24 protein-coding genes are annotated in these 22,840 nt (G+C 68.3%); 11 read left to right on the top strand and 13 right to left on the bottom strand.

Translation table 11 applies throughout. The annotated features are described in order from the left end of the window. Nucleotides 1-294 precede the first annotated feature (294 nt). Nucleotides 295-2,139 (bottom strand): phosphomethylpyrimidine synthase ThiC, encoded by a 1,845-nt coding sequence (gene thiC, locus IE242_RS24415; RefSeq protein WP_229859389.1) that lies wholly within the window; start codon nucleotides 2,137-2,139, stop codon nucleotides 295-297. Nucleotides 2,140-2,359: 220 nt separating this feature from the next. On the opposite strand from thiC, the gene IE242_RS24410 reads away from it, so the two are divergent. Beyond that, a complete protein-coding gene (locus IE242_RS24410) occupies nucleotides 2,360-3,835 on the top strand; it encodes a YibE/F family protein (protein WP_189862768.1) in 1,476 nt (491 codons plus the stop codon). A gap of 62 nt (nucleotides 3,836-3,897) precedes the next feature. Here the strand turns inward: IE242_RS24410 and IE242_RS24405 are convergent, their stop codons facing one another. From IE242_RS24405 to IE242_RS24390, 4 genes are all read right to left on the bottom strand, one after another. Beyond that, nucleotides 3,898-4,335 (bottom strand): SsgA family sporulation/cell division regulator, encoded by a 438-nt coding sequence (locus IE242_RS24405; RefSeq protein WP_189862767.1) that lies wholly within the window; start codon nucleotides 4,333-4,335, stop codon nucleotides 3,898-3,900. 96 nt (nucleotides 4,336-4,431) lie between these two features. Then, complete coding sequence (locus IE242_RS24400; RefSeq protein WP_373299579.1) at nucleotides 4,432-5,157, bottom strand: IclR family transcriptional regulator; 726 nt, start codon at nucleotides 5,155-5,157, stop codon at nucleotides 4,432-4,434. Nucleotides 5,158-5,618: 461 nt separating this feature from the next. After that, nucleotides 5,619-5,828, bottom strand: coding sequence for a DUF5326 family protein (locus IE242_RS24395; RefSeq protein ID WP_189862766.1), 210 nt, complete (start codon nucleotides 5,826-5,828; stop codon nucleotides 5,619-5,621). 176 nt (nucleotides 5,829-6,004) lie between these two features. Then, nucleotides 6,005-6,322 carry a cupin domain-containing protein gene (locus IE242_RS24390; RefSeq protein WP_189862765.1) on the bottom strand — a complete coding sequence of 106 codons (318 nt, stop codon included), beginning with the start codon at nucleotides 6,320-6,322 and terminating at the stop codon, nucleotides 6,005-6,007. A gap of 60 nt (nucleotides 6,323-6,382) precedes the next feature. Between IE242_RS24390 and IE242_RS24385 the strand changes: the two genes are divergently transcribed. The 5 genes from IE242_RS24385 to IE242_RS24365 all read left to right on the top strand — a co-directional run bounded on the left by IE242_RS24385 (nucleotide 6,383) and on the right by IE242_RS24365 (nucleotide 10,228). Further along, entirely contained in the window at nucleotides 6,383-6,760 is a 378-nt protein-coding gene (locus tag IE242_RS24385) for a phage holin family protein (RefSeq protein WP_189862764.1), read from the top strand. Between the two features lie 8 nt (nucleotides 6,761-6,768). Beyond that, nucleotides 6,769-7,260, top strand: coding sequence for a low molecular weight protein-tyrosine-phosphatase (locus IE242_RS24380; RefSeq protein ID WP_189862763.1), 492 nt, complete (start codon nucleotides 6,769-6,771; stop codon nucleotides 7,258-7,260). Beyond that, nucleotides 7,257-8,396, top strand: coding sequence for a cystathionine gamma-lyase (locus tag IE242_RS24375; protein WP_189862762.1), 1,140 nt, complete (start codon nucleotides 7,257-7,259; stop codon nucleotides 8,394-8,396). The genes IE242_RS24380 and IE242_RS24375 overlap by 4 nt, the downstream gene beginning before the upstream one ends. A gap of 290 nt (nucleotides 8,397-8,686) precedes the next feature. Beyond that, the gene (locus tag IE242_RS24370; protein WP_189862761.1) at nucleotides 8,687-9,592 is read left to right on the top strand and encodes a LysR family transcriptional regulator; all 906 of its coding nucleotides are present in this window, start codon (nucleotides 8,687-8,689) and stop codon (nucleotides 9,590-9,592) included. Between the two features lie 153 nt (nucleotides 9,593-9,745). Beyond that, nucleotides 9,746-10,228: an NUDIX domain-containing protein gene (locus IE242_RS24365; protein ID WP_189862758.1), complete on the top strand. Its 483-nt coding sequence runs from the start codon at nucleotides 9,746-9,748 to the stop codon at nucleotides 10,226-10,228. A gap of 36 nt (nucleotides 10,229-10,264) precedes the next feature. On the opposite strand, the gene IE242_RS24360 is transcribed toward IE242_RS24365, so the two are convergent. Next, a complete protein-coding gene (locus tag IE242_RS24360; protein WP_229859388.1) occupies nucleotides 10,265-11,608 on the bottom strand; it encodes a globin domain-containing protein in 1,344 nt (447 codons plus the stop codon). Between the two features lie 385 nt (nucleotides 11,609-11,993). On the opposite strand from IE242_RS24360, the gene IE242_RS24355 reads away from it, so the two are divergent. After that, complete coding sequence (locus IE242_RS24355; protein WP_189862756.1) at nucleotides 11,994-12,860, top strand: GNAT family N-acetyltransferase; 867 nt, start codon at nucleotides 11,994-11,996, stop codon at nucleotides 12,858-12,860. A 138-nt stretch (nucleotides 12,861-12,998) separates the two neighbouring features. Here IE242_RS24355 and IE242_RS24350 read toward each other — a convergent pair whose 3' ends face one another. Next, nucleotides 12,999-14,219: an MFS transporter gene (locus tag IE242_RS24350; RefSeq protein WP_189862754.1), complete on the bottom strand. Its 1,221-nt coding sequence runs from the start codon at nucleotides 14,217-14,219 to the stop codon at nucleotides 12,999-13,001. Nucleotides 14,220-14,360: 141 nt separating this feature from the next. Between IE242_RS24350 and IE242_RS24345 the strand changes: the two genes are divergently transcribed. Next, nucleotides 14,361-14,819, top strand: coding sequence for a MarR family winged helix-turn-helix transcriptional regulator (locus tag IE242_RS24345; protein WP_189862753.1), 459 nt, complete (start codon nucleotides 14,361-14,363; stop codon nucleotides 14,817-14,819). A 9-nt stretch (nucleotides 14,820-14,828) separates the two neighbouring features. Beyond that, nucleotides 14,829-15,281 carry a GNAT family N-acetyltransferase gene (locus IE242_RS24340; protein ID WP_189862751.1) on the top strand — a complete coding sequence of 151 codons (453 nt, stop codon included), beginning with the start codon at nucleotides 14,829-14,831 and terminating at the stop codon, nucleotides 15,279-15,281. A 109-nt stretch (nucleotides 15,282-15,390) separates the two neighbouring features. Here the strand turns inward: IE242_RS24340 and IE242_RS24335 are convergent, their stop codons facing one another. Both IE242_RS24335 and dnaB read right to left on the bottom strand, forming a co-directional pair. Next, entirely contained in the window at nucleotides 15,391-16,776 is a 1,386-nt protein-coding gene (locus tag IE242_RS24335) for a serine hydrolase domain-containing protein (RefSeq protein ID WP_189862749.1), read from the bottom strand. Between the two features lie 99 nt (nucleotides 16,777-16,875). Then, on the bottom strand, nucleotides 16,876-18,354 hold the full coding sequence (dnaB, locus tag IE242_RS24330; protein WP_189862748.1) for a replicative DNA helicase: 1,479 nt from the start codon (nucleotides 18,352-18,354) through the stop codon (nucleotides 16,876-16,878). Between the two features lie 450 nt (nucleotides 18,355-18,804). On the opposite strand from dnaB, the gene IE242_RS24325 reads away from it, so the two are divergent. Next, nucleotides 18,805-20,151: an MATE family efflux transporter gene (locus IE242_RS24325; RefSeq protein ID WP_373299578.1), complete on the top strand. Its 1,347-nt coding sequence runs from the start codon at nucleotides 18,805-18,807 to the stop codon at nucleotides 20,149-20,151. 188 nt (nucleotides 20,152-20,339) lie between these two features. On the opposite strand, the gene rplI is transcribed toward IE242_RS24325, so the two are convergent. The 4 genes from rplI to rpsF form a co-directional block, all read right to left on the bottom strand. Then, nucleotides 20,340-20,786 carry a 50S ribosomal protein L9 gene (gene rplI, locus IE242_RS24320; protein WP_189862746.1) on the bottom strand — a complete coding sequence of 149 codons (447 nt, stop codon included), beginning with the start codon at nucleotides 20,784-20,786 and terminating at the stop codon, nucleotides 20,340-20,342. A gap of 18 nt (nucleotides 20,787-20,804) precedes the next feature. Beyond that, entirely contained in the window at nucleotides 20,805-21,041 is a 237-nt protein-coding gene (rpsR, locus tag IE242_RS24315; RefSeq protein WP_003949403.1) for a 30S ribosomal protein S18, read from the bottom strand. Between the two features lie 81 nt (nucleotides 21,042-21,122). Continuing rightward, on the bottom strand, nucleotides 21,123-21,707 hold the full coding sequence (locus IE242_RS24310) for a single-stranded DNA-binding protein (protein WP_189862745.1): 585 nt from the start codon (nucleotides 21,705-21,707) through the stop codon (nucleotides 21,123-21,125). 78 nt (nucleotides 21,708-21,785) lie between these two features. Continuing rightward, nucleotides 21,786-22,076, bottom strand: coding sequence for a 30S ribosomal protein S6 (gene rpsF, locus IE242_RS24305; protein WP_003956532.1), 291 nt, complete (start codon nucleotides 22,074-22,076; stop codon nucleotides 21,786-21,788). Nucleotides 22,077-22,340: 264 nt separating this feature from the next. Between rpsF and IE242_RS24300 the strand changes: the two genes are divergently transcribed. Continuing rightward, nucleotides 22,341-22,655, top strand: a complete 315-nt coding sequence (locus tag IE242_RS24300; protein ID WP_189862739.1) for a hypothetical protein — start codon at nucleotides 22,341-22,343, stop codon at nucleotides 22,653-22,655. Nucleotides 22,656-22,840 lie beyond the last annotated feature (185 nt).

Below are 22,840 nucleotides of genomic sequence, written 5' to 3'. Positions count from 1 at the left end.
GGTCCCTGGTTCGGTCCCCGGCTCGGTCCGCCGAGGACAGACAGGCCCGGTGTCTCCGTCCTCGGGTCAACGGTGGGCTTCTGCAATCGGGAACCACGGACGACTTCCTCGCCCACGCACCCGCCGTTACGGACTCTGGGCGTGCGACCGAGGCCGCTTGCACCGCCCTGCTGGCTCGTCACGACACGGCTTCCCGGCACTGATGCGCCGCCAGCCCGTGGACCGCGGTGAGGGTGCGAGTACGGTCCGAGACCGCGGGCAACGAGGTCTCGGGCCGTATCCGAAGCGGGCGGCTCAGTCCGCGATCGGCAGGTACACCCGGTTCCCTGCCTGCGCGAACTCCTTCGACTTCTGGAGCATTCCCTCAGCCACTTCCTCAGGCGACGCTCCCTCAGCCGCAGCACCGCCGAAACGCTCGGTGATGGATTGGCTGATCTTCATGGAGCAGAACTTCGGGCCGCACATGGAGCAGAAGTGGGCCGTCTTGGCGGGTTCCGCGGGGAGCGTCTCGTCGTGGAACTCACGGGCCGTGTCGGGATCCAGAGCCAGGTTGAACTGGTCCTCCCAGCGGAACTCGAAGCGGGCGTCCGACAGTGCGTCGTCCCACTCCTGTGCGCCCGGATGTCCCTTGGCGAGGTCCGCCGCATGGGCCGCGATCTTGTAGGTGATGACGCCCGTCTTGACGTCGTCACGGTTGGGCAGGCCCAAGTGCTCCTTGGGCGTGACGTAGCAGAGCATCGCCGTGCCCCACCACGCGATCATCGCGGCACCGATGCCCGAGGTGATGTGGTCGTACGCGGGAGCGACGTCAGTGGTCAGCGGGCCGAGCGTATAGAACGGAGCTTCATCGCAGATCTCCTGCTGAAGGTCGATGTTCTCCTTGATCTTGTGCATCGGGACATGTCCCGGGCCCTCGATCATGGTCTGTACGTTGAAACGCCTGGCGATCCGGTTGAGTTCCCCGAGCGTCCGCAGTTCCGCGAACTGCGCCTCGTCATTGGCGTCCGCGATCGAGCCGGGCCGCAGGCCGTCGCCGAGCGAGTACGTGACGTCGTACGAGGCGAGGATCTCGCACAGTTCCTCGAAGTTCTCGTACAGGAACGACTCCTTGTGGTGCGCCAGGCACCAGGCCGCCATGATGGAACCGCCGCGCGAGACGATGCCGGTCTTCCGGTTCGCGGTCAGCGGCACATACGGCAGGCGCACGCCCGCGTGAACCGTCATGTAGTCCACGCCCTGCTCGGCCTGCTCGATGACCGTGTCCTTGTAGATCTCCCAGGTGAGCTCCTCCGCCTTGCCGTCGACCTTCTCCAGTGCCTGGTACAGCGGCACGGTGCCGATCGGGACAGGGGAGTTGCGGAGCACCCATTCGCGGGTGGTGTGGATGTTACGGCCGGTGGACAGGTCCATGACCGTGTCGGCGCCCCAGCGGGTCGCCCAGGTCATCTTCTCGACCTCCTCCTCGATGGAGGAGGTGACGGCGGAGTTGCCGATGTTGGCGTTGACCTTCACCAGGAACCGCTTGCCGATGATCATCGGCTCGATCTCCGGGTGATTGACGTTCGCGGGGAGCACGGCCCGGCCGGCGGCGATCTCCTCCCGCACGACCTCGGGCGACACGTTCTCCCGGATGGCCACGAACTCCATCTCGGGCGTGATGTCCCCGCGTCGCGCGTAGGCGAGCTGGGTCACGGCCTCACCGTCACGGCTTCTGCGCGGCTGGCGCGGCCGCCCGGGGAACACCGCGTCGAGGTTGCGCAGGCCACCACGCGGTGAGGTGTGCTTGATACCGTCGTCCTCGGGGCGGACGGGGCGACCCGCGTACTCGTCCGTGTCGCCCCGGGCGATGATCCAGTTCTCGCGCAGAGGGCGGAGGCCCCTGCGTACGTCGGTGTCGACGGTCGGATCCGTGTACGGGCCGGAGGTGTCGTACAGGGTGACCGACTGTCCGTTGGTGAGATGCACCTGGCGGACCGGCACCTGCAGATCGGGGCGTGATCCCCCGACATACGCCTTGTGCCAGCCGATGGACTCTCCTGCCACGCCGTCCCGGGACGAGGGCGTCGGAGCCGGCGTCCCGGCGTCCTCAGCCCTCTCCGTCTGGTTGAGGGCAGGCGTGCTTGCGTCCTTGTTGGTCATGAAACCTACTCCCTACGCCGGCATTACCCGGTAACAGGTTCGGCGGTCGACGCAGCGGTTTCCGTCCGGCGATGTTCCACGTGAAACATCGCGTCTGCGGAGGTCAGCGCCCTCTCAGCCCGGTGCTCCGAGCTCCCGCGTGTGCAAAGGTGCCTCCACGCTAGCGGTATATATGGCGCGGTGAACAGTGGGCCCCTGCCGTTCTTGCGATGATCGGTCGGTGACGACGACGCAGCATCCCCCGTTCCCACCGTCGGAGCCCCCGCACGGACACGGCTCCGGAAACGGCCATGGATACGGATCCGGCCATGGCTCCGGACGTGGTGGCGGCGGAGGCCACGGTTCCGGAGGCGGGCACGGACCGGACGACGGACCGGACCCCGGCCCCTCGTCCGGTGGTGGCCATGGGCACTCGCACAGTCACGTCCACGGTCCCGCCGCCCCCGTCTCCCGGCATCTGCGCAAGGTGATCGCCGCCGTGCTGATCCCCTTCGCCACCGCGGTCCTGGTGGGGCTCGGCGTTCTCTGGCCCGGTGGCGCACCGCCGCACGAGCGCACCGGAGTGGGCTTCGACCGGCAGACAGAGCAGGCGACGGTCACCAAGGTCGTGAGGGTGGACTGCAAGTCGGTGAACGCCTCGGGGACTCCCCCCACCGGTGACACTTCGACCGCCGAGGGCTCCTCCGCCCAGCAGCAGGCGACCGGGGACTGCAAGAAGGCGACCATTCGGGTCGACACCGGCCAGGACAAGGGACGTACCTTCACGGAGATCGTCCAGCCCGACCAGTCACGGCAGTTGAGCCAGGACCAGAAGGTCGTCGTCGCCTACGAACCCTCCGCACCGGAGGATCTGCAGTACTCGGTGGCAGACGTGAACCGGAAGTTCCCCCTGATCCTGCTCGCCGGAATCTTCGCGGTGGCGGTCGTGGTGGTGGGCCGGATGCGCGGTGTCATGGCGCTGATCGCGCTGGCCGTGAGTTTCCTCGTGCTGACCTTCTTCATCCTGCCGGCCATCCTGCAGGGCTCGAATCCGCTGCTCGTGGCGGTTGTCGGGTCGAGCGCCATCATGCTGATCGCGCTCTATACGTGCCACGGCCTCTCGGCGCGTACATCGGTGGCCGTGCTCGGCACATTGATCTCGCTGCTGCTGATCGGCATCCTGGGCTCACTGTTCATCGGCTGGGCCGAGCTGACCGGCAACACGGACGACAACACCGGTCTGATCCATGGGCTGTACCCGTCGATCGACATGAGCGGCCTCCTGCTCGCGGGCGTCATCATCGGTTCGCTGGGTGTGCTCGACGATGTCACGGTGACGCAGACGTCGGCCGTCTGGGAGCTGCACCAGGCGAATCCGTCGACGGGCTGGCGTGGGTTGTACCGCGCGGGCATCCGCATCGGCCGCGACCACATCGCGTCGGTCGTCAACACCCTCGTGCTCGCCTACGCGGGTGCGGCCCTGCCGTTGCTGCTGCTCTTCTCGATCGCGCAGAGCAGCGTCGGCACCGTCGCCAACAGCGAGCTGATCGCCGAGGAGATCGTCCGCACCCTCGTCGGCTCGATCGGTCTGGTGGCCTCGGTTCCGGTGACCACGGCTCTGGCCGCGCTGGTGGTCTCGGCCGACCGGCCCGGTGCCCAAGTGGCGGCGGACGCCGTGCCGGCCCGCGGAGGAAGGGGCCGCCGCCGCAAGCGCTGAGAGCCCGCCGGCCCGTCCAGCATGCACGCAGAAGCGTTACGCCACCCCGTGTCCGCCGGGGGTCAGCCTGCGCTCTGCTCCTCGGCCAGGATGCGGTTCAGGGCCTCGTCCAGGTAGGTGTCGAAGTCAGCGAGGGAACGCTCCTGCCCGAGCGGGACCAGTTTGTCCGTGCGGTCGAGGAACGCCACCAGCGGCGCCGAGCCGGACCGGAACAGCGCTTGGTCACAGCCCACCTGGAGGCGGATCAGCACCTCGCCGAACCCGTCCGTGTCGGCGGGCGCGACGTGCACGTCTCCGTCACCGGACGGCCGGACCACGCCGTCGACCAGCAGTTCCCGCCCGAAGGCCCAGGTCACCGGGGCGTCACCGGGCAGGTGAAAGGTCATCCGCACGGCGTAGGGGTCACAGGTCTCGTACCGCAGCTCCACCGGGATGCGGAAGGAGAGCTCCTCCGACACGAGGAAGCTCATCATGACCTCTGCCTGTACTGACTCACGCATCGTCTACCCCAGTTGCCGTTGTCTGGCCAGGAAACAGCCATCTGACACTGCTGGAAGTTTGCTCAACGTACACGGGAGATCACAAGGAGTGATTTTTCAGATGCTGATAGAGAGGTCGAGCGCACCCGACAGCTGTCCCACCTCGTCCCGCAACTGCCGCACAGCGGGCAGCAGTCGGTCGGCCTGGTGGAGCGGCACGGAAACGGCCATGGTCGCGGCGATGGCCCCCAGCGTGACGGGGATGGCGGCGCAGACGGTCCCCGGCCCGCACTCCTGCCGCTGCCCGGCCGGTTCCGTTCGACCGATGTCGCTCAGACGCCGCGACGACGGTTGATCGTCACACACCGTGTTCGGAGTGATCGACTTCTTGGGATCCTGGTCCTGGCGGTCGCGCCGGTCGCCCTCGCCGAGCTGGGACAGCAGGCACTGCCCGATGGCGTGGGCGCGACCGGTCTCCAGGACATCGGCCCACTCGTCCGTCGTCGGCCGGTCCAAGGCGTCGGTGACGGGCATGATCTCGATCTCGCCCTCCCGGTACATCGCGAGGTGGACGGGGATGCCGATGGTGTCGCGCACCTGGGCCAGCGCCTCGACCACCGTGGTGCGACGTTTCTGCTTTGCGCTGCTCCGGCTCAGCCGCTCGACCGCCTCCCCCAGGAAGAACAGCCCCTTGCTGCGATGCAGATAGCCCTCGTGCGTCAGGGTGCGCAGCAGGTGGTACGCCGTGGGCAGAGCGAGTCCGGCGTCGCGGGCCAACTGCTTGGCCGGCGCACCGTGCTCCCGTTCGGCCACGGCCTCCAGCAACCGCATCGCCCGCTGCACGGAGCCGATCAGAGTGGTGGAAGGGGATTCCTGGGCTGCGGTTGCGGCGTCCTTCGCGTGCGGGACGCTCGCCGCCGAAGGCGCGGCCCGGCGGGGTCCGGGCTCCGTGGGCCCTGACGGCGCCTCTCCGGGCGTCGTATGGGGCTGTACCGGGGGAACCGGGACCCTGGAGGACGTCTTACCCGATGCATGCGGGTCTGCGGATGGGGTGTCAACCGTGGCCAAGGGTCACTCCGGAAGCGCGAGGAGGGCCACCCGTGCGGGGGAGCACGGGAGGGGTGTGCGCCGCCCGCGGGGTTGCCCCCGCGTCACGAGTTCCGGACTTTAACCGCCCGTCACCGCATGCCGACGGCACCGCCGGAAAACTTCCCTCTCCCGAGGGAACCTGCCGTTCCTGTTATCACGCCGACCGTTTGGAAGCTCGCCCACGGAAGAGCCATCGCGCGCCGTACGCTGACGCCTCACCAGTCAGTGCGTGACGATCCCGCCTTGACCTTCCTCACGACGTAGATCAGTCCGCCGACCAGCGCGACGAAGACCAGCACCTTGAAGAGCAGCGCCACCACGAAGTGCAGCACGCTCAATATCAGACTGCCGAACACGACCAGAGCGATGACCGGCACCGCGATCCACTTCACCCACCACGGCAACCCCGCGAAGATCTCCCGCATCGCCTCTGTCCTCACTGTCCTCACCCGTCGCCCCATGTCCGGGAGCCTGCTGCCGGGTTGCTTGCTGTCCTGGCTTCGTACCTGTCTTCGATGCTAGGGCGCCGAAGGGCGCGGCCGGAGGTATCGCATCCCTTGTCCGTCCCTGATCGTCCCCCTAGGGAACCCCGAGACGGGTCTCAGCTCTCCGGCGGAGAGAACACCACCAGCACCCGCAGATCCTCCGTGATGTGGTGGAACTTGTGGGCGACCCCGGCGGGCACGTACACCACGCTGCCGCGCGCGACCTGGGTGGTCTCCACGCCGACCGTGATCGCGGCACGTCCGCTGACGACGAAGTACACCTCGTCCTGCTCATGGGGTCTCTGCGGGTCGAGCGCGCCCGCGTCGAGCGCGTACAGGCCGACCGACATGTTCCGCTCCCGCAGGAACTGCAGGTAGGCACCATCGTTGGCGGCGCGTTCCGCCTCCAGTTCGTCCAGCCGGAATGCCTTCATCACCCTTGCCCGCCCTTGCCCCAGTGCTCGTGTCCGTTCGCTTCTGCCACGATCAGACACATGATGAATTTCGTAGTCAAGACGATCGCCAACGCGGGGGCCCTGGCGGTCGCCGTCTGGCTGCTCGACAAGATCACCCTGACCGGCGACAGCACCGGCCGGAAGGTCGGCACCCTGCTGCTGGTCGCCGTGGTCTTCGGCCTGGTGAACGCGGTGGTCAAGCCGATCGTGAAGATCCTCACGTTCCCCCTCTTCATCCTGACGCTCGGCCTGATCACTCTGGTGGTCAACGCCCTGATGCTGCTGCTCACCTCGTGGCTCGCCGACAAGCTCGACCTGAGCTTCCATGTGGAGGGCTTCTGGACCGCCGTACTGGGTGCCCTGATCATTTCGATCGTGTCCTGGGCGCTGTCCGTCGTCCTGCCCGACACCGACTGAGCGCGGACATGACCTACCGCGTCTGCTTCGTCTGCACCGGCAACATCTGCCGTTCCCCGATGGCCGAGTCCGTCTTCCGCGCGCGCGTCGAGGAGGCCGGGCTGGACGGCCTGGTCGAGATCGACAGTGCCGGCACGGACGGCTGGCACGAGGGGGAGGGAGCCGATCCGCGCACCGTCGCCGTCCTGGAGGCTCACGGCTACGCCGGAGACCACACCGCCCGGCAGTTCCGTCCCGCCTGGTTCGCCCGGCTCGATCTCGTGATCGCCCTCGACGCCGGCCACCTCAGGGCGCTGCGCCGCCTCGCACCCACCGCTGAGGATGCGGGGAAAGTGCGGCTCCTGCGCTCGTACGACCCGGCCGCGGGCGATGACCTCGACGTGCCGGACCCGTACTACGGGGGCACCGACGGTTTCGAGGAGTGTCTTGAGATGGTTGAGGCGGCGAGCAGGGGGCTGCTCACCGCAGTACATGAGCAAGTGAAGGGACAGGCGGCATGAGCGAGACGACCACCGACATCGGGGACGGCACCCGGGCCGTACGGGCCGGACTGCCCGAGCCCGTCAAGTACGAGCCGACCCTGCCGGGCCCGGTGTTCGCCGCTCACTTCCACCTGCCGGGCGAGCCCACGGGTCCCTACACCTACGGCCGCGACGAGAACCCCACCTGGACCCTTCTGGAGCGCGCGATCGGCGAGCTGGAGGCTCCGGGGAAGGACGACGTCGAGACGCTGGTCTTCCCCTCCGGCATGGCCGCCATCTCCGCCGTGCTCTTCTCGCAGCTGCGCACCGGTGACGTCGCAGTTCTGCCGAACGACGGCTACCAGGCGCTGCCGCTGGTGCGCCAGCAGCTGGAGGCGTACGGCGTCGAGGTGCGCACCGCGCCGACGGGTGGCGATGCCCAGTTGGAGGTCCTCGACGGGGCGAGCCTGCTGTGGATCGAGACTCCGTCGAACCCGGGCCTGGACGTGTGCGACGTGCGGCGGCTGGCCGACGAGGCACACGCGCGCGGGTGCCTCGTCGCCGTCGACAACACCCTGGCGACCCCGCTCGGACAGCGGCCCCTGGACCTCGGGGCCGACTTCGCCGTGGCCAGCGGTACCAAGCAGCTCACCGGGCACGGGGATGTCCTGCTGGGATACGTGACGTCCCGGAACGCCGCGCTGATGGCTTCGGTACGGCGCTGGCGCAAGATCGTCGGTGCCATCGCGGGGCCCATGGAGGCCTGGCTCGCCCACCGCTCGCTCGCCACACTGCAGCTGCGCGCCGAACGGCAGAACGCCAACGCGCTGGCCCTTGCCGAGGCTCTGAAGGGACGCCCGGAGGTGAGCGGGCTGCGCTATCCGGGGCTGCCCGACGACCCCTCGCACGAGATCGCCTCACGGCAGATGCGGCGCTTCGGGTGCGTGGTGTCCTTCTCGCTGCCCACGCGCGCGCGTGCCGACCGGTTCCTGGAGTCGCTGCGCCTCGTGGACGACGCGACCAGCTTCGGCGGGGTGCGGTCCACGGCCGAGCGGCGCGGACGGTGGGGCGGGGACGCGGTCGCGGAGGGCTTCGTCCGCTTCTCCTGCGGCGCCGAAGACACCGAGGACCTGGTGGCGGACGTCCTGCGCGCGCTCGACGAGTCGGCGGGCTGATCGCGCACGTCTCCTCCGGACGTCCCCGTCTCCGGTCCTTCCCGTACGACCGGCCCTCGCCGGACAGGATCGCGCCTGGTCGACGTGTTCTCACCGCGTGGTTTTCGGGTACGTACGACGGACGGTCCGAGCCTCCCCCCTCGTGGCTCGGACCGTCCCGGTCCCGGGCGCCAAGAACCGCGCCAACAAGGCTAGTTGACTCTGTGTCAGTGTCCAATCACAGTAGCGACAGAGACCTATCGACATATTTATAGTTGGGCGCTCGGAGGTGACAGGAGGGGAGGGAGACCATGGACTTGGCCCTGCTGCGCACTTTCGTGACCGTGCACCGGGCCGGCTCCTTCACCCGCGCCGCCGCGCTGCTGGGCCTGTCACAGCCGGCTGTGACCTCGCAGATACGGACCCTGGAGCGGCAACTGGGCCGCCCGCTGTTCCTGCGCCAGGCCCGTGGGGTGACCCCCACCTCGATAGGTGACGAACTCGCGCACAAGGCGGCGCCGCATCTCGACGCCCTGGTCGAGATCACCGAGACCGGGCTGGACGAGGACTTCTCCTTACGCACGCTGCACCTCGCCGGGCCTCCCGAGTTCACCGCGGAACGTGCGCTGCCCGCCCTCACCGAGCTGACCCGGGAGAACGGCCAGGGCTTCGCACTGCGTGCATCCTTCGGGAACGCCGAGGAGACGCTCGAGGGCCTCGCCGCCGGGCATCACGATCTGGCCATCACCACGGCCCGTCCACGCGGCGCCCTGCTCACCTCGACTCCGCTGTGCGACGAGGAGCACATCCTGGTGGCCGCTCCCTCCTGGGTCTCCCGGATCAATACGGTCAAACTGCGCCGCAGGGGTGCCCACGCTCTGGAGCGCCTCCCGCTCGTCGAGGTGCATGAGTCGCTTCCGTTCGCCACCCGCTACTGGGCTTCCGTCTTCGACTCCCGCCCCGCCGCCTCCGGCACCGTCATCGTCCCCGACCTCCGCGCGGTCCTCGCCTGCACAATCGCCGGCGCGGGTATCGCCGTACTGCCGCGCTATCTGTGCGTCTCCGCTCTGGACCGCGGCGACATCGTGGCGCTCCTCGAACCGGCGGTGCCTCCGCTGCGGACATACTTTCTGGCGGTTCGCACCGGCACCCTGGCCATGCCGCATATCGCGCGGGCTCACGACCGGCTGCTTCGGACGGCCGCGGGATGGTCGTGAAGGCCGCTGCGCCGCCGCCCGGCGCCGTGCACGCCGGTACCGGCAGCCCCACACTTCATCACAAGCGCCGTCCGCCCTTGCGGGGCTTCGCTGCGTTTCACGTGAAACCAGGAGGCAGGTTTCACGTGGAACCAGTCGGGCCACATTTCTCCCATGACCGACCGACCCGTGGTCAAGCGCACCGCCCGTGCCATCCTGCTCGACGGTGACGATCTCGTCCTGATCAAGCGGACCAAGCCCGGTGTCGATCCTTACTGGGTCACTCCCGGAGGCGGCGTCGAACCGGAGGACACGACTGTCGTCGACGCGCTCCACCGTGAGGTGCATGAGGAACTCGGCGCCAAGATCACCGATGTGGTGCCGTGCTTCGTGGACACCGTCGAGCACATCGGCGAGGACGGCGGCGCGACCGGTGTGAAGGTCCAGCACTTCTTCGTCTGCCGTCTGGAATCCATGGACACGTCCCAGCGGCACGGTCCGGAGGTCGACGAGCCGCACGGCGAGTACGAGATCGTCCGTGTGCCCTTCACCCGCGTCGGGATCGCCTCCGTGCATCTGGTCCCACTGTCCCTGCGTCACTACCTCGACGGGAACATCGAGGGCGTGCGGGCCATGCACGCTCCTGATCTGGGCTGAGAGATCACGCTCCTGACCGGGCCGGGAGAACCGAGGTCAGTACCCGGCGGCCACGAGTTCCTCAACCGAGTCGTGCCTGATGTGCTCTGACGGGACGCCAACGGCTCTCAAGGCGTTCACACCGCTCCGGATCATGCCGGGCGGGCCCGAAAGATACGCCTCGTACTCGTTCCACGGGCCGTACTCGCGGATGACGCCAGGAAGCTGGAGGCGCCCGTCCCGGTCCACGACCGGGCGGACGTCCAGCCACGAATGACGCTGCTGCATCCGCAGCAGGGTGTCGATGTCGTACAGGTCGACGTTGGTGCGGGCTCCGTAGAACACCTCGACCGGGCGACGCACGCCGTGCTCGGCGACGTCCTCCAGCAGGGCCTTGATCGGCGCTATGCCCGTGCCGCCGCCCAGGCACAGCAATCCGCTGTCAGTGGTGTGGTCGACCGTCATGAAGCCGGTCGGCGGCCCGAGCCGAATGACGTCACCGGGACGGGCGTGGTTCACCAGAGCGTTGGAGACCCAGCCCGCCGGGATGGCCTTCACGTGGAACGACAGCAGACCGTCGGCGCGGGGCGCCGACGCGAAGGAATAGTGCCGCCAGACTCGCGGCCACCACGGCGTCTCCAGCATCGCGTACTGCCCGGCGAGAAATGGGTAAGGCTGATCCGTGCGGAGGGTGAGAACGGCTACCTCTGGCGTTCTCAGCTCGTGCTCGACGATCTCGGCCATCCACCAGGGCGGAGAGTGCACCTCGTCCGCGGCCGCAGCGTCGATCATCACCTGGGAGATCGTCGTGTACGCCCGCACCCAGGCTGCCTCGGTGTCGTCGTTCCAGACCGATGCGGCGAATTTGTCCAGTGTCCCGATGAGGCTTTCGCCGACCGCCGGATAGTGCTCCGGGAGGGTGCCGTACTTGCGGTGTCCCCGGCCGAGACGCTGCAGGTAGTCGACGAGGACAGCGGTGTTGTCGATGTGCTCGGCCGCGGTGAGCAGCGCCTTGAGCAGACGGTCCCGCTGGGCGTCCATCGCCGGCGGGAAGAGCGATCGCAGCTCGGGGTGGCGCACAAAAAGCAGGGCGTAGAAGTACGAGGCCACCTTGTCGGCGATGGGCTCGATCGCCGACAGGGTCCGCCGGATGAGCACGGCGTCAGGCGAAGGCTGCGCTGCGGGCTCGGACGGCTGCGAGGGCAGGTGTTCCTCGATGTCGGGGTGGGGCGGCCCGATCGGCTCCGGCCCACTGAGCGGCGGTCGCTGCCCGGCCGGTCGGGTGACCTCGCGTTCCTGCTCCGTCGTCGGCATCGAATGCGGAGACGGGGGCGGCCAGCCGTCCGCGCCGGCGCCGCCGGGTAAGCCGTCGTCGGCCGTCATGGTGGCCGATGCGTTCATGGTGCGCCTCGCCTCGCACATCATTTGGTCGTTCTGCACCCTTCCCCCATCGGAAGTTGCCGATTTTCCGCAGACGGCTTCACTTTTCCCGTTCGCCCCCCGGTCGGCCAAGCGGCCACATTCAACCCAGATTCCCGCTCCGTACGGACAAGTAGGCGAAAGTATGAGATGTACCGCAGTAACCTAGCGCGGTCGATATGTCAATTATTCAACTACTGGCTGAAGAGCGCGGTCTCCATATGCCCCCGGCACGGGTCCCCGGCCGACGTTTCACGTGAAACATCTGTCCGCCTTCTGTGGATCGGTGCGCGACATGGCCAAAAGCCCGTACGTCTCCCTGCAAACCGGTGGACGTGAGACGCGCAGATCGGACAGCCTGGCTCCCGTGCCGACTCCTTCCCTCAACGCTCTTCCCATTCGCCGCTTGACGCTCCGGGATCTTTCCGCGTGCGCCGACTTGTCCGAGGACCGGGGCTGGCCCCGCGAGGAACACAAGTGGGGACTCCTGCTCACCGCCGGGAGGGGGTACGGCATCGACGATCCCGACGGCGGTCTCCTCTGCGCCTGCGTCGTGACGGAGTACGGTCCGACGGATCGCCCCGACCTCGGAGCGATCGGCATGGTGCTGGTGGCCGAGAGGCATGCCCGTCAGGGTGTCGGCCGCCGCCTGATGCGGCACATCGTGGGTGAGCTCGGGATGACGCCGCTCACCCTGCACGCGACGCCCTACGGTCGGCCGCTCTACGAAGAACTGGGGTTCAAGGTCACGGGTCGAGCCGAGATGGTCCTCGGGAATTTCGTGCCCGCCGAGAGGGAGCCCACGGTCACCACGCGCCCGGCCACCGCCGAGGACATGATCACCATCCTCCGGCTCGACGAGGACGTCTTCGGCACGGACCGCACTCATGTGATCACCCGCCTCCCCGCCTTCGCCGACCAGCTGCGTGTCGCCGAGGAGAACGGCCGGATCATCGGGTACGCGGCCGCCTGGCCGAACATGAATACGCACGTGGTGGGACCGCTGATCGCCCGTGACACGGAAACGGCGAAGGCGCTCATCACCTCGCTGGCCGCCCACACCGACCGCCCCCTGCGCACCGACATCGACGTGCGTCACGAGGAACTGCTGGAGTGGGTGAAGCAACGCGGTCTGGCCTCGGTGGCCTTCAACGCGGTGATGACCCACGGGACCCCGGAACTGCCGGGCGACTGGACCCGCCGGTTCGCTCCGCTGACGGTAGCCGCGGGCTGAGGGGCCTCGTACATCACACGTACGCCTGCGGCGCGGGACGTGTCTGGTCCCGCGCCGCTGTCCGGCCTTGCCGTTCCGGTCGCCGTCGCCGTTCGGCTCCCGTCGGCCTCCGTCGGCTTCCACAGCCCAAGTGAACGATCAATGGCGTCCAGCGGTGTGCACCTCGGTCTGCGCTGCGGCTGCCCCTCCGCCTGCGACGGTCCTGCCGGGAACGCTCTGCCGGCGCTCCAGTGCCGCCGAGGCGACGGCCAGAACCAGTGCGCCGGCAGCGAGGAGAGCGCCGACCCAGTTCGGAGCGGTGTAGCCGAGGCCCGCCGCGATGACGAGACCCCCGAGCCAGGCGGAGAGCGCGTTGCCGAGGTTGAAGGCGCCGATGTTCACAGCCGAAGCCAGAGTGGGAGCTCCGTGCGCCTGGTCGAGGACGCGCTTCTGCAGCGGCGGGACGGTCGCGAATCCGAGGGCGCCGATCAGCACGACGGTCACTGCCGCAGCGACCTTGTTGTGAGCGGTGAGCGTGAAGAGCGCGAGGACGGCGGCGAGCGAGCCCAGCGAGACGTACAGCAGGGGCATCAGCGCCCGATCGGCGAGCCTGCCGCCCACGAGGTTGCCTCCGACCATGCCCAGGCCGAAGAGGACGAGAAGCCAGGTAACGGAGGAGTCGGCGAAGCCCGCGGCATGCGTCATCATCGGCGCGATGTAGGTGACGGCTGCGAAGACACCACCGAAGCCCAGCACGGTCATCGCCATGGCGAGCAGGACCTGCACGTTCCTGAAGGCAGCCAGCTCATGGCCCAGGTGCACACCCTCCGGCTTGGGCAGGTCGGGGACGAGCCGGGCGATGCCCACGAGCCCGACCACACCCAGGGCGGCGACGACGGTGAAGGTGATGCGCCATCCGGCGGACTGCCCGATGAAGGTGCCGAGCGGGACGCCGACCACGTTGGCGACAGTGAGCCCGGTGAACATCATCGCGATGGCACCCGCTTTCTTCTCCGGCGCGACCAGGTCCGCCGCGACGACCGACCCGATACCGAAGAAAGCGCCGTGGGCGAGCGAGGCGACGACACGGCCGACGAGCATGAGGGCGAAGGCGGGGGCCACCGCGGAGAGCAGATTGCCGAGGACGAACAGCCCCATGAGCAGCATCAGCATCCGCTTGCGGGACACCCTCGTGCCCAGAACGGTCATGATCGGAGCGCCGATCATGACGCCGAGCGCGTAGCCGGTGACCAGCCAGCCGGCAAGGGGGATCGAGACGTCGAAGTCACGCGCGACCTCGGGCAACAGACCCATGATCACAAACTCGGTGGTTCCGATCCCGAAGGCCCCGATCGCGAGGGCCAGAAGCGCGAAAGGCATGGGGGTGACACCCTTCCCGGTGATTGTGGCAGCGCTTAACGTGCGTCTACATTAGTTGCATGCGCGGGCTATAAGCAAGTGCTGACTATTGCCGCAGTGCTCTACCCTTGAGGACAACCGCCCCGGGACGGAGGAACACGCATGACAGCGACGGATCCCGCGCTCACCGCCCTCTCCCAGGGCTGGTACGCCCTCTCCCTGCTGCACGGCAGGATCGAGGCCCATATCGAGCGCGCACTGCAGGCCAAGCACGACCTCAGCGTGCGCGAGTACTCCCTGCTCGACGTCCTCAGCCGGCAGCACGACGGCGACGGGGGCCATCTGCAGATGAAGCAGGTCGCCGACGCGGTCGTCCTCAGCCAGAGCGCCACCACCCGGCTGGTCACCCGGCTCGAGGACCGCGGACTCCTCGAGCGCTATCTGTGCCCCACCGACCGACGCGGCATCTACACGAACGTCACCGAGGCCGGTCTCGAGCTCCTGGAAGAGGCGCGCCCCACCAACGACACCGCGCTGCGCGAGGCACTCGACAGAGCGGCAGAGAACCCAGAGCTCACCCCCCTGGTCCGATCCGTGGAGTCACTGCACGCGCCCGCCTAGGGTGTCGCCATGACAGACCTCGAAATACGCCGGGCCGTCGCCGCCGACATATCCGCCATCGTCGCGATGCTCGCCGACGACCCGCTCGGCGCCCAGCGTGAGTCACCGGACGACCCGGCCCCGTACCTGGCAGCCTTCGAACGCCTCAGCGGCGACCCGAACCAGCAGCTGGTGGTCGCCGTACGCGACGGCCGCGTCGTCGGCACTCTCCACCTCACGATCATTCCCGGACTGTCCCGCAAGGGCGCGACGCGCTCGCTCGTCGAAGCCGTCCGCGTCCATGCCGACGAGCGCGGCAACGGCCTCGGCACACAGCTCATCGAGTGGGCGATCGACGAGTCGCGCCGCCAGAGCTGCCGGCTGGTCCAGCTGACGTCCGACGCCACCCGAACCGACGCCCACCGCTTCTACGAGCGACTGGGCTTCGAGGCCTCTCACGTGGGCTTCAAGCTGCCGCTCTGAGCAGGCGGGGCATCGCGGAAGTCGCTCATGCAGGGTGCTGTTTCACGTGAAACAGCACCCCGTGCACATCCATCACGCCCTGCCGGACGGACGTCCCGCACGGCCGGTCTTACGAGACGCCGCGCCACCCCTCGCGGTCCACCCCGCCCGGCACCTGCGCCGTCTCGTCGTACGGCTGCCGAGTGAACACGAACGATCCGAGGTCCAGATGGTCGACGCTCCCGTCCGACCTCCGTACGACCCGCAACGGCTCTCCGGCGAAGTAACCGTCGAGACCGGCCCATGTGCCGTCCCCTTGCGCCCGGAAGCGCGAGCGACGCCCGTTCCCCGACAGCGGTGCCAGCGAGACACCTCCCTCGGTCTCGAGCCGCAGTGCGAAGCCCTGCGTTCCCCAGTACCACTGTCCCGTCAAGTCCAGCACCGCTCGGTCGGCCCCGGGCAGCGGCCGCCACGGCTCGGGGATCCTGGGTTCGGCCTCCGCCACGATACGTACGAGGTCCGCGGCAACGGTCGACACCAACGGCCCCGAGGTGCAGTTGGCCAGCACGACGGCGGCCACGTCGTCCTCGACACCGATCGTGAGGTTGGCCAGGAAGCCCGGCACGGACCCCGAGTGCCCGACGAGGAACCGCCCGTCCCGGTGCTGCAGCTGCATGCCGAGTCCGTACGCCGAACCCTCCGCAACCTCCTCCGTTCCGGCCGGCGCGGCGGGCGTCCGCATCTCGAGGAGCGACTCCGCGCCCAGTACGCGGTCGTCCCCCTGGGCGAGGAACACCGCGAACCGCGCCAGGTCGCCGGTGGTGGACCAGAGCTGTCCGGCGGGCGCCATGCGTCCCAGGTCCTCTGCGGGCTCGGGAAGCAGCACGTCCGCCCAGGGATGCACGGCCCAGCCCCCCGCATGGGGCGCCTTCGGATGCACGCTCGTACGGTGCAAGCCCAGCGGACCCAGCACCTCGCGGCTGAGCACGTCCTCCCAGGGAGCGCCCCGCAGCTCTTCGACGAGCGCGCCCAGGAGCGTGTAACCGGGGTTGGAGTAGTGGAAACGGCGACCGATGGGATGCCGGTGCGGCTGGTCGCCCAGCACGTCGGCGAGCTCCGGGCGCAGCGAGCCAGGAGTGCGCTCCCACCAGGGCGCGGGTGCCTCCGCCGCCAGGCCGCCCGTGTGCGCGAGCAGCTCGGCGATCGTCGCCTCCCCGACCCCTGTACCCGGCAGGTGCTTGTCCAGCCGGTCGCCGAGGTCCAGCAGCCCTTCGTCCCGCAGGCGCAGCACGAGGACAGCGGTGAAAGTCTTGGTGATCGAGCCGATCCGGTACTGAACGTTCTCGTCCGGCACCTGCCCGTCCACCGAACTGCGCGCTCCGGTCCACACGGTCCCGCCGCCCCGCACGACCGCCGCGGCCAACGACGGCGCACGTCCCTCGGCCTGGGCCACGGCGATGCGATGCAGCAGGGCTCGGCGCGTGCCGGGAAGCAACTCTTCCTGAGGTGTCATCATGAGCCCAGTCCATCCGCCCACGGCACGGCGCGTCGAGCGAATTAGACCGTGCGCGGTTCCGATCGGCCCGTGCCCGGCTCCTGGAGGCCGTGCGCCGGCTCAGGTCTGTGCCATGTCCACGAAACGCGAGTAGTGACCCTGGAACGCGACCGTGATGGTGGCGGTCGGGCCGTTACGGTGCTTGCCCACGATGATGTCCGCCTCGCCCGCGCGTGGTGACTCCTTCTCGTACGCGTCCTCGCGGTGCAGCAGGATGACCATGTCCGCGTCCTGCTCGATCGATCCGGACTCACGCAGGTCGGAGACCATGGGCTTCTTGTCCGTACGCTGTTCGGGCCCGCGGTTGAGCTGGGACAGGGCGATCACCGGCAGCTCCAGCTCCTTGGCCAGCAGCTTCAGGTTCCGGGACATGTCGGAGACCTCCTGCTGCCGGCTCTCGGACCGCTTGGAGCCTCCGGACTGCATCAGCTGCAGATAGTCGATGACAACCAGCTTCAGGTCGTTGCGCTGCTTGAGGCGGCGGCACTTGGCGCGGATCTCCATCATCGACAGGTTCGGAGAGTCGTCGATGTAGAGCGGCGCGGCGGAGACGTCCGGCATACGGCGGGCGAGCCGGGTCCAGTCCTCGTCGGTCATCGTGCCGGACCGCATGTGGTGCAGGGCCACGCGGGCCTCGGCGGACAGCAGGCGCATCGCGATCTCGTTGCGGCCCATCTCGAGCGAGAAGATGACGCTCGGCAGGTTGTGCTTGATGGAGGCGGTGCGCGCGAAGTCCAGCGCGAGCGTGGACTTACCCATGGCGGGGCGGGCCGCGATGATGATCATCTGGCCCGGGTGCAGGCCGTTGGTGAGCTGGTCGAGGTCGGTGAAACCGGTCGGTACGCCGGTCATCTCCCCCGACCGGGAGCCGATCGCCTCGATCTCGTCGAGCGCGCCCTCCATGATGTCGCCGAGCGGAAGGTAGTCCTCGGTGGTGCGCTGCTCGGTGACCGCGTAGATCTCGGCCTGAGCTCTGTTGACGATCTCGTCGACGTCGTCGTCGCCCGCGTATCCCATCTGGGTGATGCGGGTGCCGGCCTCGACGAGCCGTCGCAGGACCGCTCGCTCATGGACGATCTCCGCGTAGTACTCGGCGTTCGCCGCCGTCGGGACCGTCTGGACGAGCGTGTGCAGATACGCGGCGCCGCCGACCTTGGTGATCTCGCCACGCTTGGTGAGCTCAGCGGCGATGGTGATGGGGTCGGCCGGTTCGCCCTTGGCGTAGACGTCGAGAATCGCCTGGAAGATCGTCTCGTGCGCCGGCTTGTAGAAGTCGTGGCCCTTGAGGACCTCGACCACGTCCGCGATGGCGTCCTTGGACAGGAGCATGCCGCCCAGCACGGACTGCTCGGCATTCAGATCCTGCGGCGGCATCCGCTCGAAGGACGAGCCGGCACTCTCCCATGCGCTGTCGTCCCGGCCACGGTCGTGCTGCTCGTCGCGGCCCCGTCCGCCATCGCTACGGCGACGGGAAGCGGGCAGCCGGTCGCTGGGTCCGCTGTCGGCCCACGGCTCGTCCAAGGGCTCGGAAATGCTCACCGGGCCACCTCCTCCCGTCCGCCGCGCGGACCTAGCCGTGCCTCTCTGTGATACGGCACGGCACTGACAAATAAGAGGCCCAACTCCGCTTCTGGTTCGTCGGTTTTTTGGGCGTTCCGATGGTGGAAAACGGGGCGGGCGCCGGACAACGGTAGGCGGCTCGGCAGCGTCAGCCAATCTGGTTATCCACAGGCCATGTGGACGACGGCCCCGATGCTGTGGAGAACCCCCCAAAACCTGTGCACGAGCCAGTGGACAGCCCTGTGAACAAGCTCCCTAAGCTTCGGAACAATCGCCGCTGACCTGCTGTTTTAGCATCCACGGGCTGTGCAGAAGAAAAACTTCTCCAGCAAGACCAAGATCCTCTCGAACGGCCCACCGCGACACGCCCGGGGATACGAATGGTAAGGATCCCTCATCGGTTGCATCCATTACCTGTGGAAGATTAGATTGGTGCTCATGACACAGGCCCCCGACGCGACCAGAGCCACCCGGCGCAGACACGACCGAGAGATCGTCGCGTTGGCGGTTCCGGCCTTCGGCGCGCTCGTCGCCGAGCCCCTCTTCCTGCTGGCCGACACCGCGATCGTCGGCCATCTCGGCACCGCGCAGCTCGCCGGTCTCGGCGTCGCCTCGGCCCTTCTGACCACCGCCGTGAGCATCTTCGTGTTTCTGGCGTACGCCACCACGGCCGCCGTCGCCCGCCGCGTCGGTGCCGGAGATCTTCGGGCCGCCATCCGCCAGGGCATGGACGGCATCTGGCTGGCGCTGCTGCTCGGAGCCGCCGTCATCGCCGTCGTCCTGCCCGCCGCGCCCGCGCTGGTGGACCTGTTCGGCGCATCGGAGACCGCCGCCCCGTATGCGACCACTTATCTGCGCATTTCCGCACTCGGCATCCCGGCGATGCTCGTCGTGCTCGCCTCCACCGGTGTGCTGCGCGGGCTCCAGGACACGAAGACACCGCTGTACGTCGCCGGCGCGGGTTTCGTGGCCAACGCCGCTCTGAACGCCCTCCTCGTCTACGGCGCCGATCTGGGTATCGCCGGCTCCGCCTGGGGCACCGTCATCGCCCAGTACGGGATGGTCACCGTCTACCTCTGGGTCGTGATCCGCGGAGCACGGCGGCACGGTGCCTCCCTGAAGCCCGACCTCGCCGGGATACGCGCCTCCGCCCAGGCCGGGGCACCACTGCTGGTGCGTACGCTGTCGTTGCGAGCGGTGTTGATGATCGCCACTGCCGTCGCCGCCCGGCTCGGGGACGCGGATGTCGCCGCCCACCAGATCATCCTGTCCCTCTGGAGCCTGCTGGCCTTCGCGCTCGACGCCATCGCCATCGCCGGGCAGGCCATCATCGGTCGTTACCTCGGAGCCGGAGACGCCCGGGGTGCCCGCGACGCCTGTCATCGCATGGTGCAGTGGGGTATCGCCACCGGATTCGTCCTCGGACTGCTCGTCGCCATCAGCCGCCCCGTGTTCGTCCCGCTCTTCACCAGTGACGCCCACGTCCAGGCCGCCGCGCTCCCCGCCCTTCTCATGGTGGCGGTCTGCCAGCCGATCTCCGGCGTCGTCTTCGTCCTCGACGGCGTTCTGATGGGTGCAGGAGACGGCCCCTACCTCGCCTGGGCCATGCTTCTGACACTGGCGGTCTTTACGCCCGTGGCCCTGCTCATGCCCGCTCTCGGTGGCGGTCTCACCGCCCTCTGGGCAGCGATGACGCTCATGATGGCGACACGCATGGTCACCTTGTGGCTGCGCTCCCGCTCGGGCCGCTGGATCGTCACTGGGGCAACCCGCTGAGCGAACTGCTCAGCGTCTCGAGTCCCTTCGAGCCCCGTTTCACGTGAAACATCGGTACGACATCCAGCCCCGTACACCTTCCCGCCGTGCCTTCCCCGCCAGCCCGCGCCGGACCCCTGGCACGTCATGCAGAAGGGCTGCACCCCGTCGGGGTGCAGCCCTTCTTTCAGCTCTGCCGAACGCGACGGTCAGGCCGCGACAACCTCGATGCTGACCTTGGCGGCCACCTCGGGGTGCAGACGCACGGACGTCTCGTGGGCGCCCAGCGTCTTGATCGGCGCGCCCAGCTCGATGCGGCGCTTGTCGACCTCGGGGCCACCGGAAGCCTTGATCGCCGAAGCGATGTCAGCCGGGGTGACGGAACCGAAGAGCCGACCGGCGTCGCCGGAGCGGACGGCCAGGCGAACCTTGACACCCTCGAGCTGGGCCTTGATCTGGTTGGCCTGCTCGATGGTCTGGATCTCGTGGATCTTGCGAGCGCGACGGATCTGCTCGACGTCCTTCTCGCCGCCCTTGGTCCAGCGGATAGCGAACTTCCGCGGGATCAGGTAGTTGCGAGCGTAACCGTCCTTGACGTCGACGACGTCGCCCGCGGCACCGAGGCCGGAAACCTCGTGGGTGAGGATGATCTTCATGAGTCGGTCACCCTTCCCTTAGCGCGCGGTGGACGTGTAGGGCAGCAGCGCCATCTCACGGCTGTTCTTCACGGCCGTGGCGACGTCACGCTGGTGCTGCGTGCAGTTGCCGGTCACGCGGCGGGCACGGATCTTGCCGCGGTCGGAAATGAACTTCCGCAGCATGTTCGTGTCCTTGTAGTCCACGTACGTGACCTTGTCCTTGCAGAAAGCGCAGACCTTCTTCTTCGGCTTGCGCACAGGCGGCTTCGCCATGGTGTTTCTCCTGTGTGATCAAGAAGTGTGGGTACGACCCGCCCTTGACCCGGACCGGCCCCGAAGGCCGGGCCCGAAGGCCTAGAAGGGGGGCTCGTCCGAGTAGCCGCCGCCACCGCCGCCGGAGTTTCCACCCCAGCCACCGCCGCCGCCCTGGTTGCCACCGGCGGGAGCGCCGGTCGCCCACGGGTCGTCGGCCGGAGCGCCGCCGCCCTGCTGGCCGCCGCCGGGGCCTCCGCCCCAGCCACCGCCACCCTGGCCGCCACCGCCGCCGTAACCGCCCTGGCCACCGCGAGCGCCACCGGCGGTCTTGGTGACCTTGGCCGTGGCGTTGCGCAGGCTCGCGCCGACCTCGTCGACGTCGAGCTCGTAGACCGTGCGCTTGACGCCCTCACGGTCCTCGTAGGACCGCTGCTTCAGCCGGCCCTGCACGATGACGCGCATGCCACGCTGGAGCGACTCCGCGACGTTCTCCGCCGCCTGGCGCCAGACCGAGCAGGTCAGAAAGAGGCTTTCGCCGTCCTTCCACTCGTTCGTCTGGCGGTCGAAGGTGCGGGGCGTGGACGCGACACGGAACTTCGCGACCGCCGCACCGGAAGGGGTGAAGCGCAGCTCGGGGTCATCGACAAGGTTGCCGACGACCGTGATGACGGTCTCGCCTGCCATGGGGGAACCTCTCGGCGGGTTTGCTGCTGGCTGCTTGTTGCTGCTACTCGAATCCCGGAATCAGCCGAGCTGGGGAGCTCAGTGGGTCTCGGGACGGAGGACCTTGGTCCGGAGGACCGACTCGTTCAGGTTCATCTGGCGGTCGAGCTCCTTGACGACCGCCGGCTCGGCCTGCAGGTCGATGACCGAGTAGATCCCCTCGGGCTTCTTCTTGATCTCGTACGCGAGACGACGACGGCCCCAGGTGTCGACCTTCTCCACCTTGCCGTTGCCCTCACGGACGACGGAGAGGAAGTTCTCGATCAGGGGGGCGACAGCGCGCTCCTCCAGATCGGGGTCGAGGATGACCATCACCTCGTAGTGACGCATGTGGAACCCACCTCCTTTGGACTCAGCGGCCACGGTCGTTCCGTGGCAGGAGGGTTGTTATGCGTGAGCAACGGTATCGGCCGCCACTGACAATCGGGGGTCCCGGCTGGGACTCCGGGCCATGGCCTGGGCAGACACCGGTGCAGAGGGTACAGAGTACCCGCACACCCGCTTCCGGTTGAAATCCGGCGACGATGACCGACAATCGGTACACATCGGGTGTGTACGGCGCTACGATGCTCCGCCTTCCGCAGGAGGTGCCCCATGGCACAGACAATGCGACCCCAGATGCCCGGATCCCTGTTCGCCACGGATCACCGGTCCCATCCGCTGCAGGACACCTTGATGGCCGTGACGCTCGTGCTCGGCGTGATCGCCCTCGTCACGGCCGGGTTCCACCATCTGCACCTGGTCAGTTCCTGGGCCGGGCTGGTCGGGATCCTCACCGGCGCCTACGGGCAGTTCGTCTCGGAGACGACCCGCGAGCGCTTCGGCCTGATCCTGGGACTCGGCGCATCGGGAATCGGGTTCTTCCTCGGCATGGCTCACGGAGGTCTCTTCGGAGGGGTCATCGGCTAACCCGGTCGTTCGGCAGGACGACGGATATCCGGCCGACGGTCAACCGCCCGGAGGGTCCGGACACACATTCGCAGGCCTCCTCCCAGCACCCCGGTCACCTATCGGCCGGGGCGCAGGTGGCCCTGGGCCAGTCGGGGGGCGCGCAGGGCGCAGTAGGCTTCGGCGCGAGAGCCGGAGCCCCTGTA

The organism is Streptomyces poonensis (genome assembly GCF_014650915.1).
GTDB lineage: Bacteria > Actinomycetota > Actinomycetes > Streptomycetales > Streptomycetaceae > Streptomyces > Streptomyces poonensis.
The sequence above is the reverse complement of the archived record's forward strand: the minus strand, read 5'-3'. Positions and strand labels throughout refer to the sequence as shown.

Excerpts from the sequence above, each read along its gene's own strand:
- rplI (WP_189862746.1), bottom strand. The coding sequence starts at position 20,786 with ATGAAGATCATCCTCACCCACGAGGTTTCCGGCCTCGGTGCCGCGGGC.
- IE242_RS24395 (WP_189862766.1), bottom strand. The coding sequence starts at position 5,828 with ATGCGGGAGATCTTCGCGGGGTTGCCGTGGTGGGTGAAGTGGATCGCG.
- IE242_RS24385 (WP_189862764.1), top strand. The coding sequence starts at position 6,383 with ATGATGAATTTCGTAGTCAAGACGATCGCCAACGCGGGGGCCCTGGCG.
- rpsR (WP_003949403.1), bottom strand. The coding sequence starts at position 21,041 with ATGGCGAAGCCGCCTGTGCGCAAGCCGAAGAAGAAGGTCTGCGCTTTC.
- IE242_RS24345 (WP_189862753.1), top strand. The coding sequence starts at position 14,361 with ATGACAGCGACGGATCCCGCGCTCACCGCCCTCTCCCAGGGCTGGTAC.
- IE242_RS24335 (WP_189862749.1), bottom strand. The coding sequence starts at position 16,776 with ATGATGACACCTCAGGAAGAGTTGCTTCCCGGCACGCGCCGAGCCCTG.
- IE242_RS24390 (WP_189862765.1), bottom strand. The coding sequence starts at position 6,322 with ATGAAGGCATTCCGGCTGGACGAACTGGAGGCGGAACGCGCCGCCAAC.
- IE242_RS24380 (WP_189862763.1), top strand. The coding sequence starts at position 6,769 with ATGACCTACCGCGTCTGCTTCGTCTGCACCGGCAACATCTGCCGTTCC.
- thiC (WP_229859389.1), bottom strand. The coding sequence starts at position 2,139 with ATGACCAACAAGGACGCAAGCACGCCTGCCCTCAACCAGACGGAGAGG.
- IE242_RS24375 (WP_189862762.1), top strand. The coding sequence starts at position 7,257 with ATGAGCGAGACGACCACCGACATCGGGGACGGCACCCGGGCCGTACGG.
- IE242_RS24350 (WP_189862754.1), bottom strand. The coding sequence starts at position 14,219 with ATGCCTTTCGCGCTTCTGGCCCTCGCGATCGGGGCCTTCGGGATCGGA.
- IE242_RS24365 (WP_189862758.1), top strand. The coding sequence starts at position 9,746 with ATGACCGACCGACCCGTGGTCAAGCGCACCGCCCGTGCCATCCTGCTC.
- rpsF (WP_003956532.1), bottom strand. The coding sequence starts at position 22,076 with ATGCGTCACTACGAGGTGATGGTCATCCTCGACCCCGATCTGGAGGAG.
- IE242_RS24340 (WP_189862751.1), top strand. The coding sequence starts at position 14,829 with ATGACAGACCTCGAAATACGCCGGGCCGTCGCCGCCGACATATCCGCC.
- IE242_RS24300 (WP_189862739.1), top strand. The coding sequence starts at position 22,341 with ATGGCACAGACAATGCGACCCCAGATGCCCGGATCCCTGTTCGCCACG.
- IE242_RS24360 (WP_229859388.1), bottom strand. The coding sequence starts at position 11,608 with ATGAACGCATCGGCCACCATGACGGCCGACGACGGCTTACCCGGCGGC.
- IE242_RS24370 (WP_189862761.1), top strand. The coding sequence starts at position 8,687 with ATGGACTTGGCCCTGCTGCGCACTTTCGTGACCGTGCACCGGGCCGGC.
- IE242_RS24310 (WP_189862745.1), bottom strand. The coding sequence starts at position 21,707 with ATGGCAGGCGAGACCGTCATCACGGTCGTCGGCAACCTTGTCGATGAC.
- IE242_RS24405 (WP_189862767.1), bottom strand. The coding sequence starts at position 4,335 with ATGCGTGAGTCAGTACAGGCAGAGGTCATGATGAGCTTCCTCGTGTCG.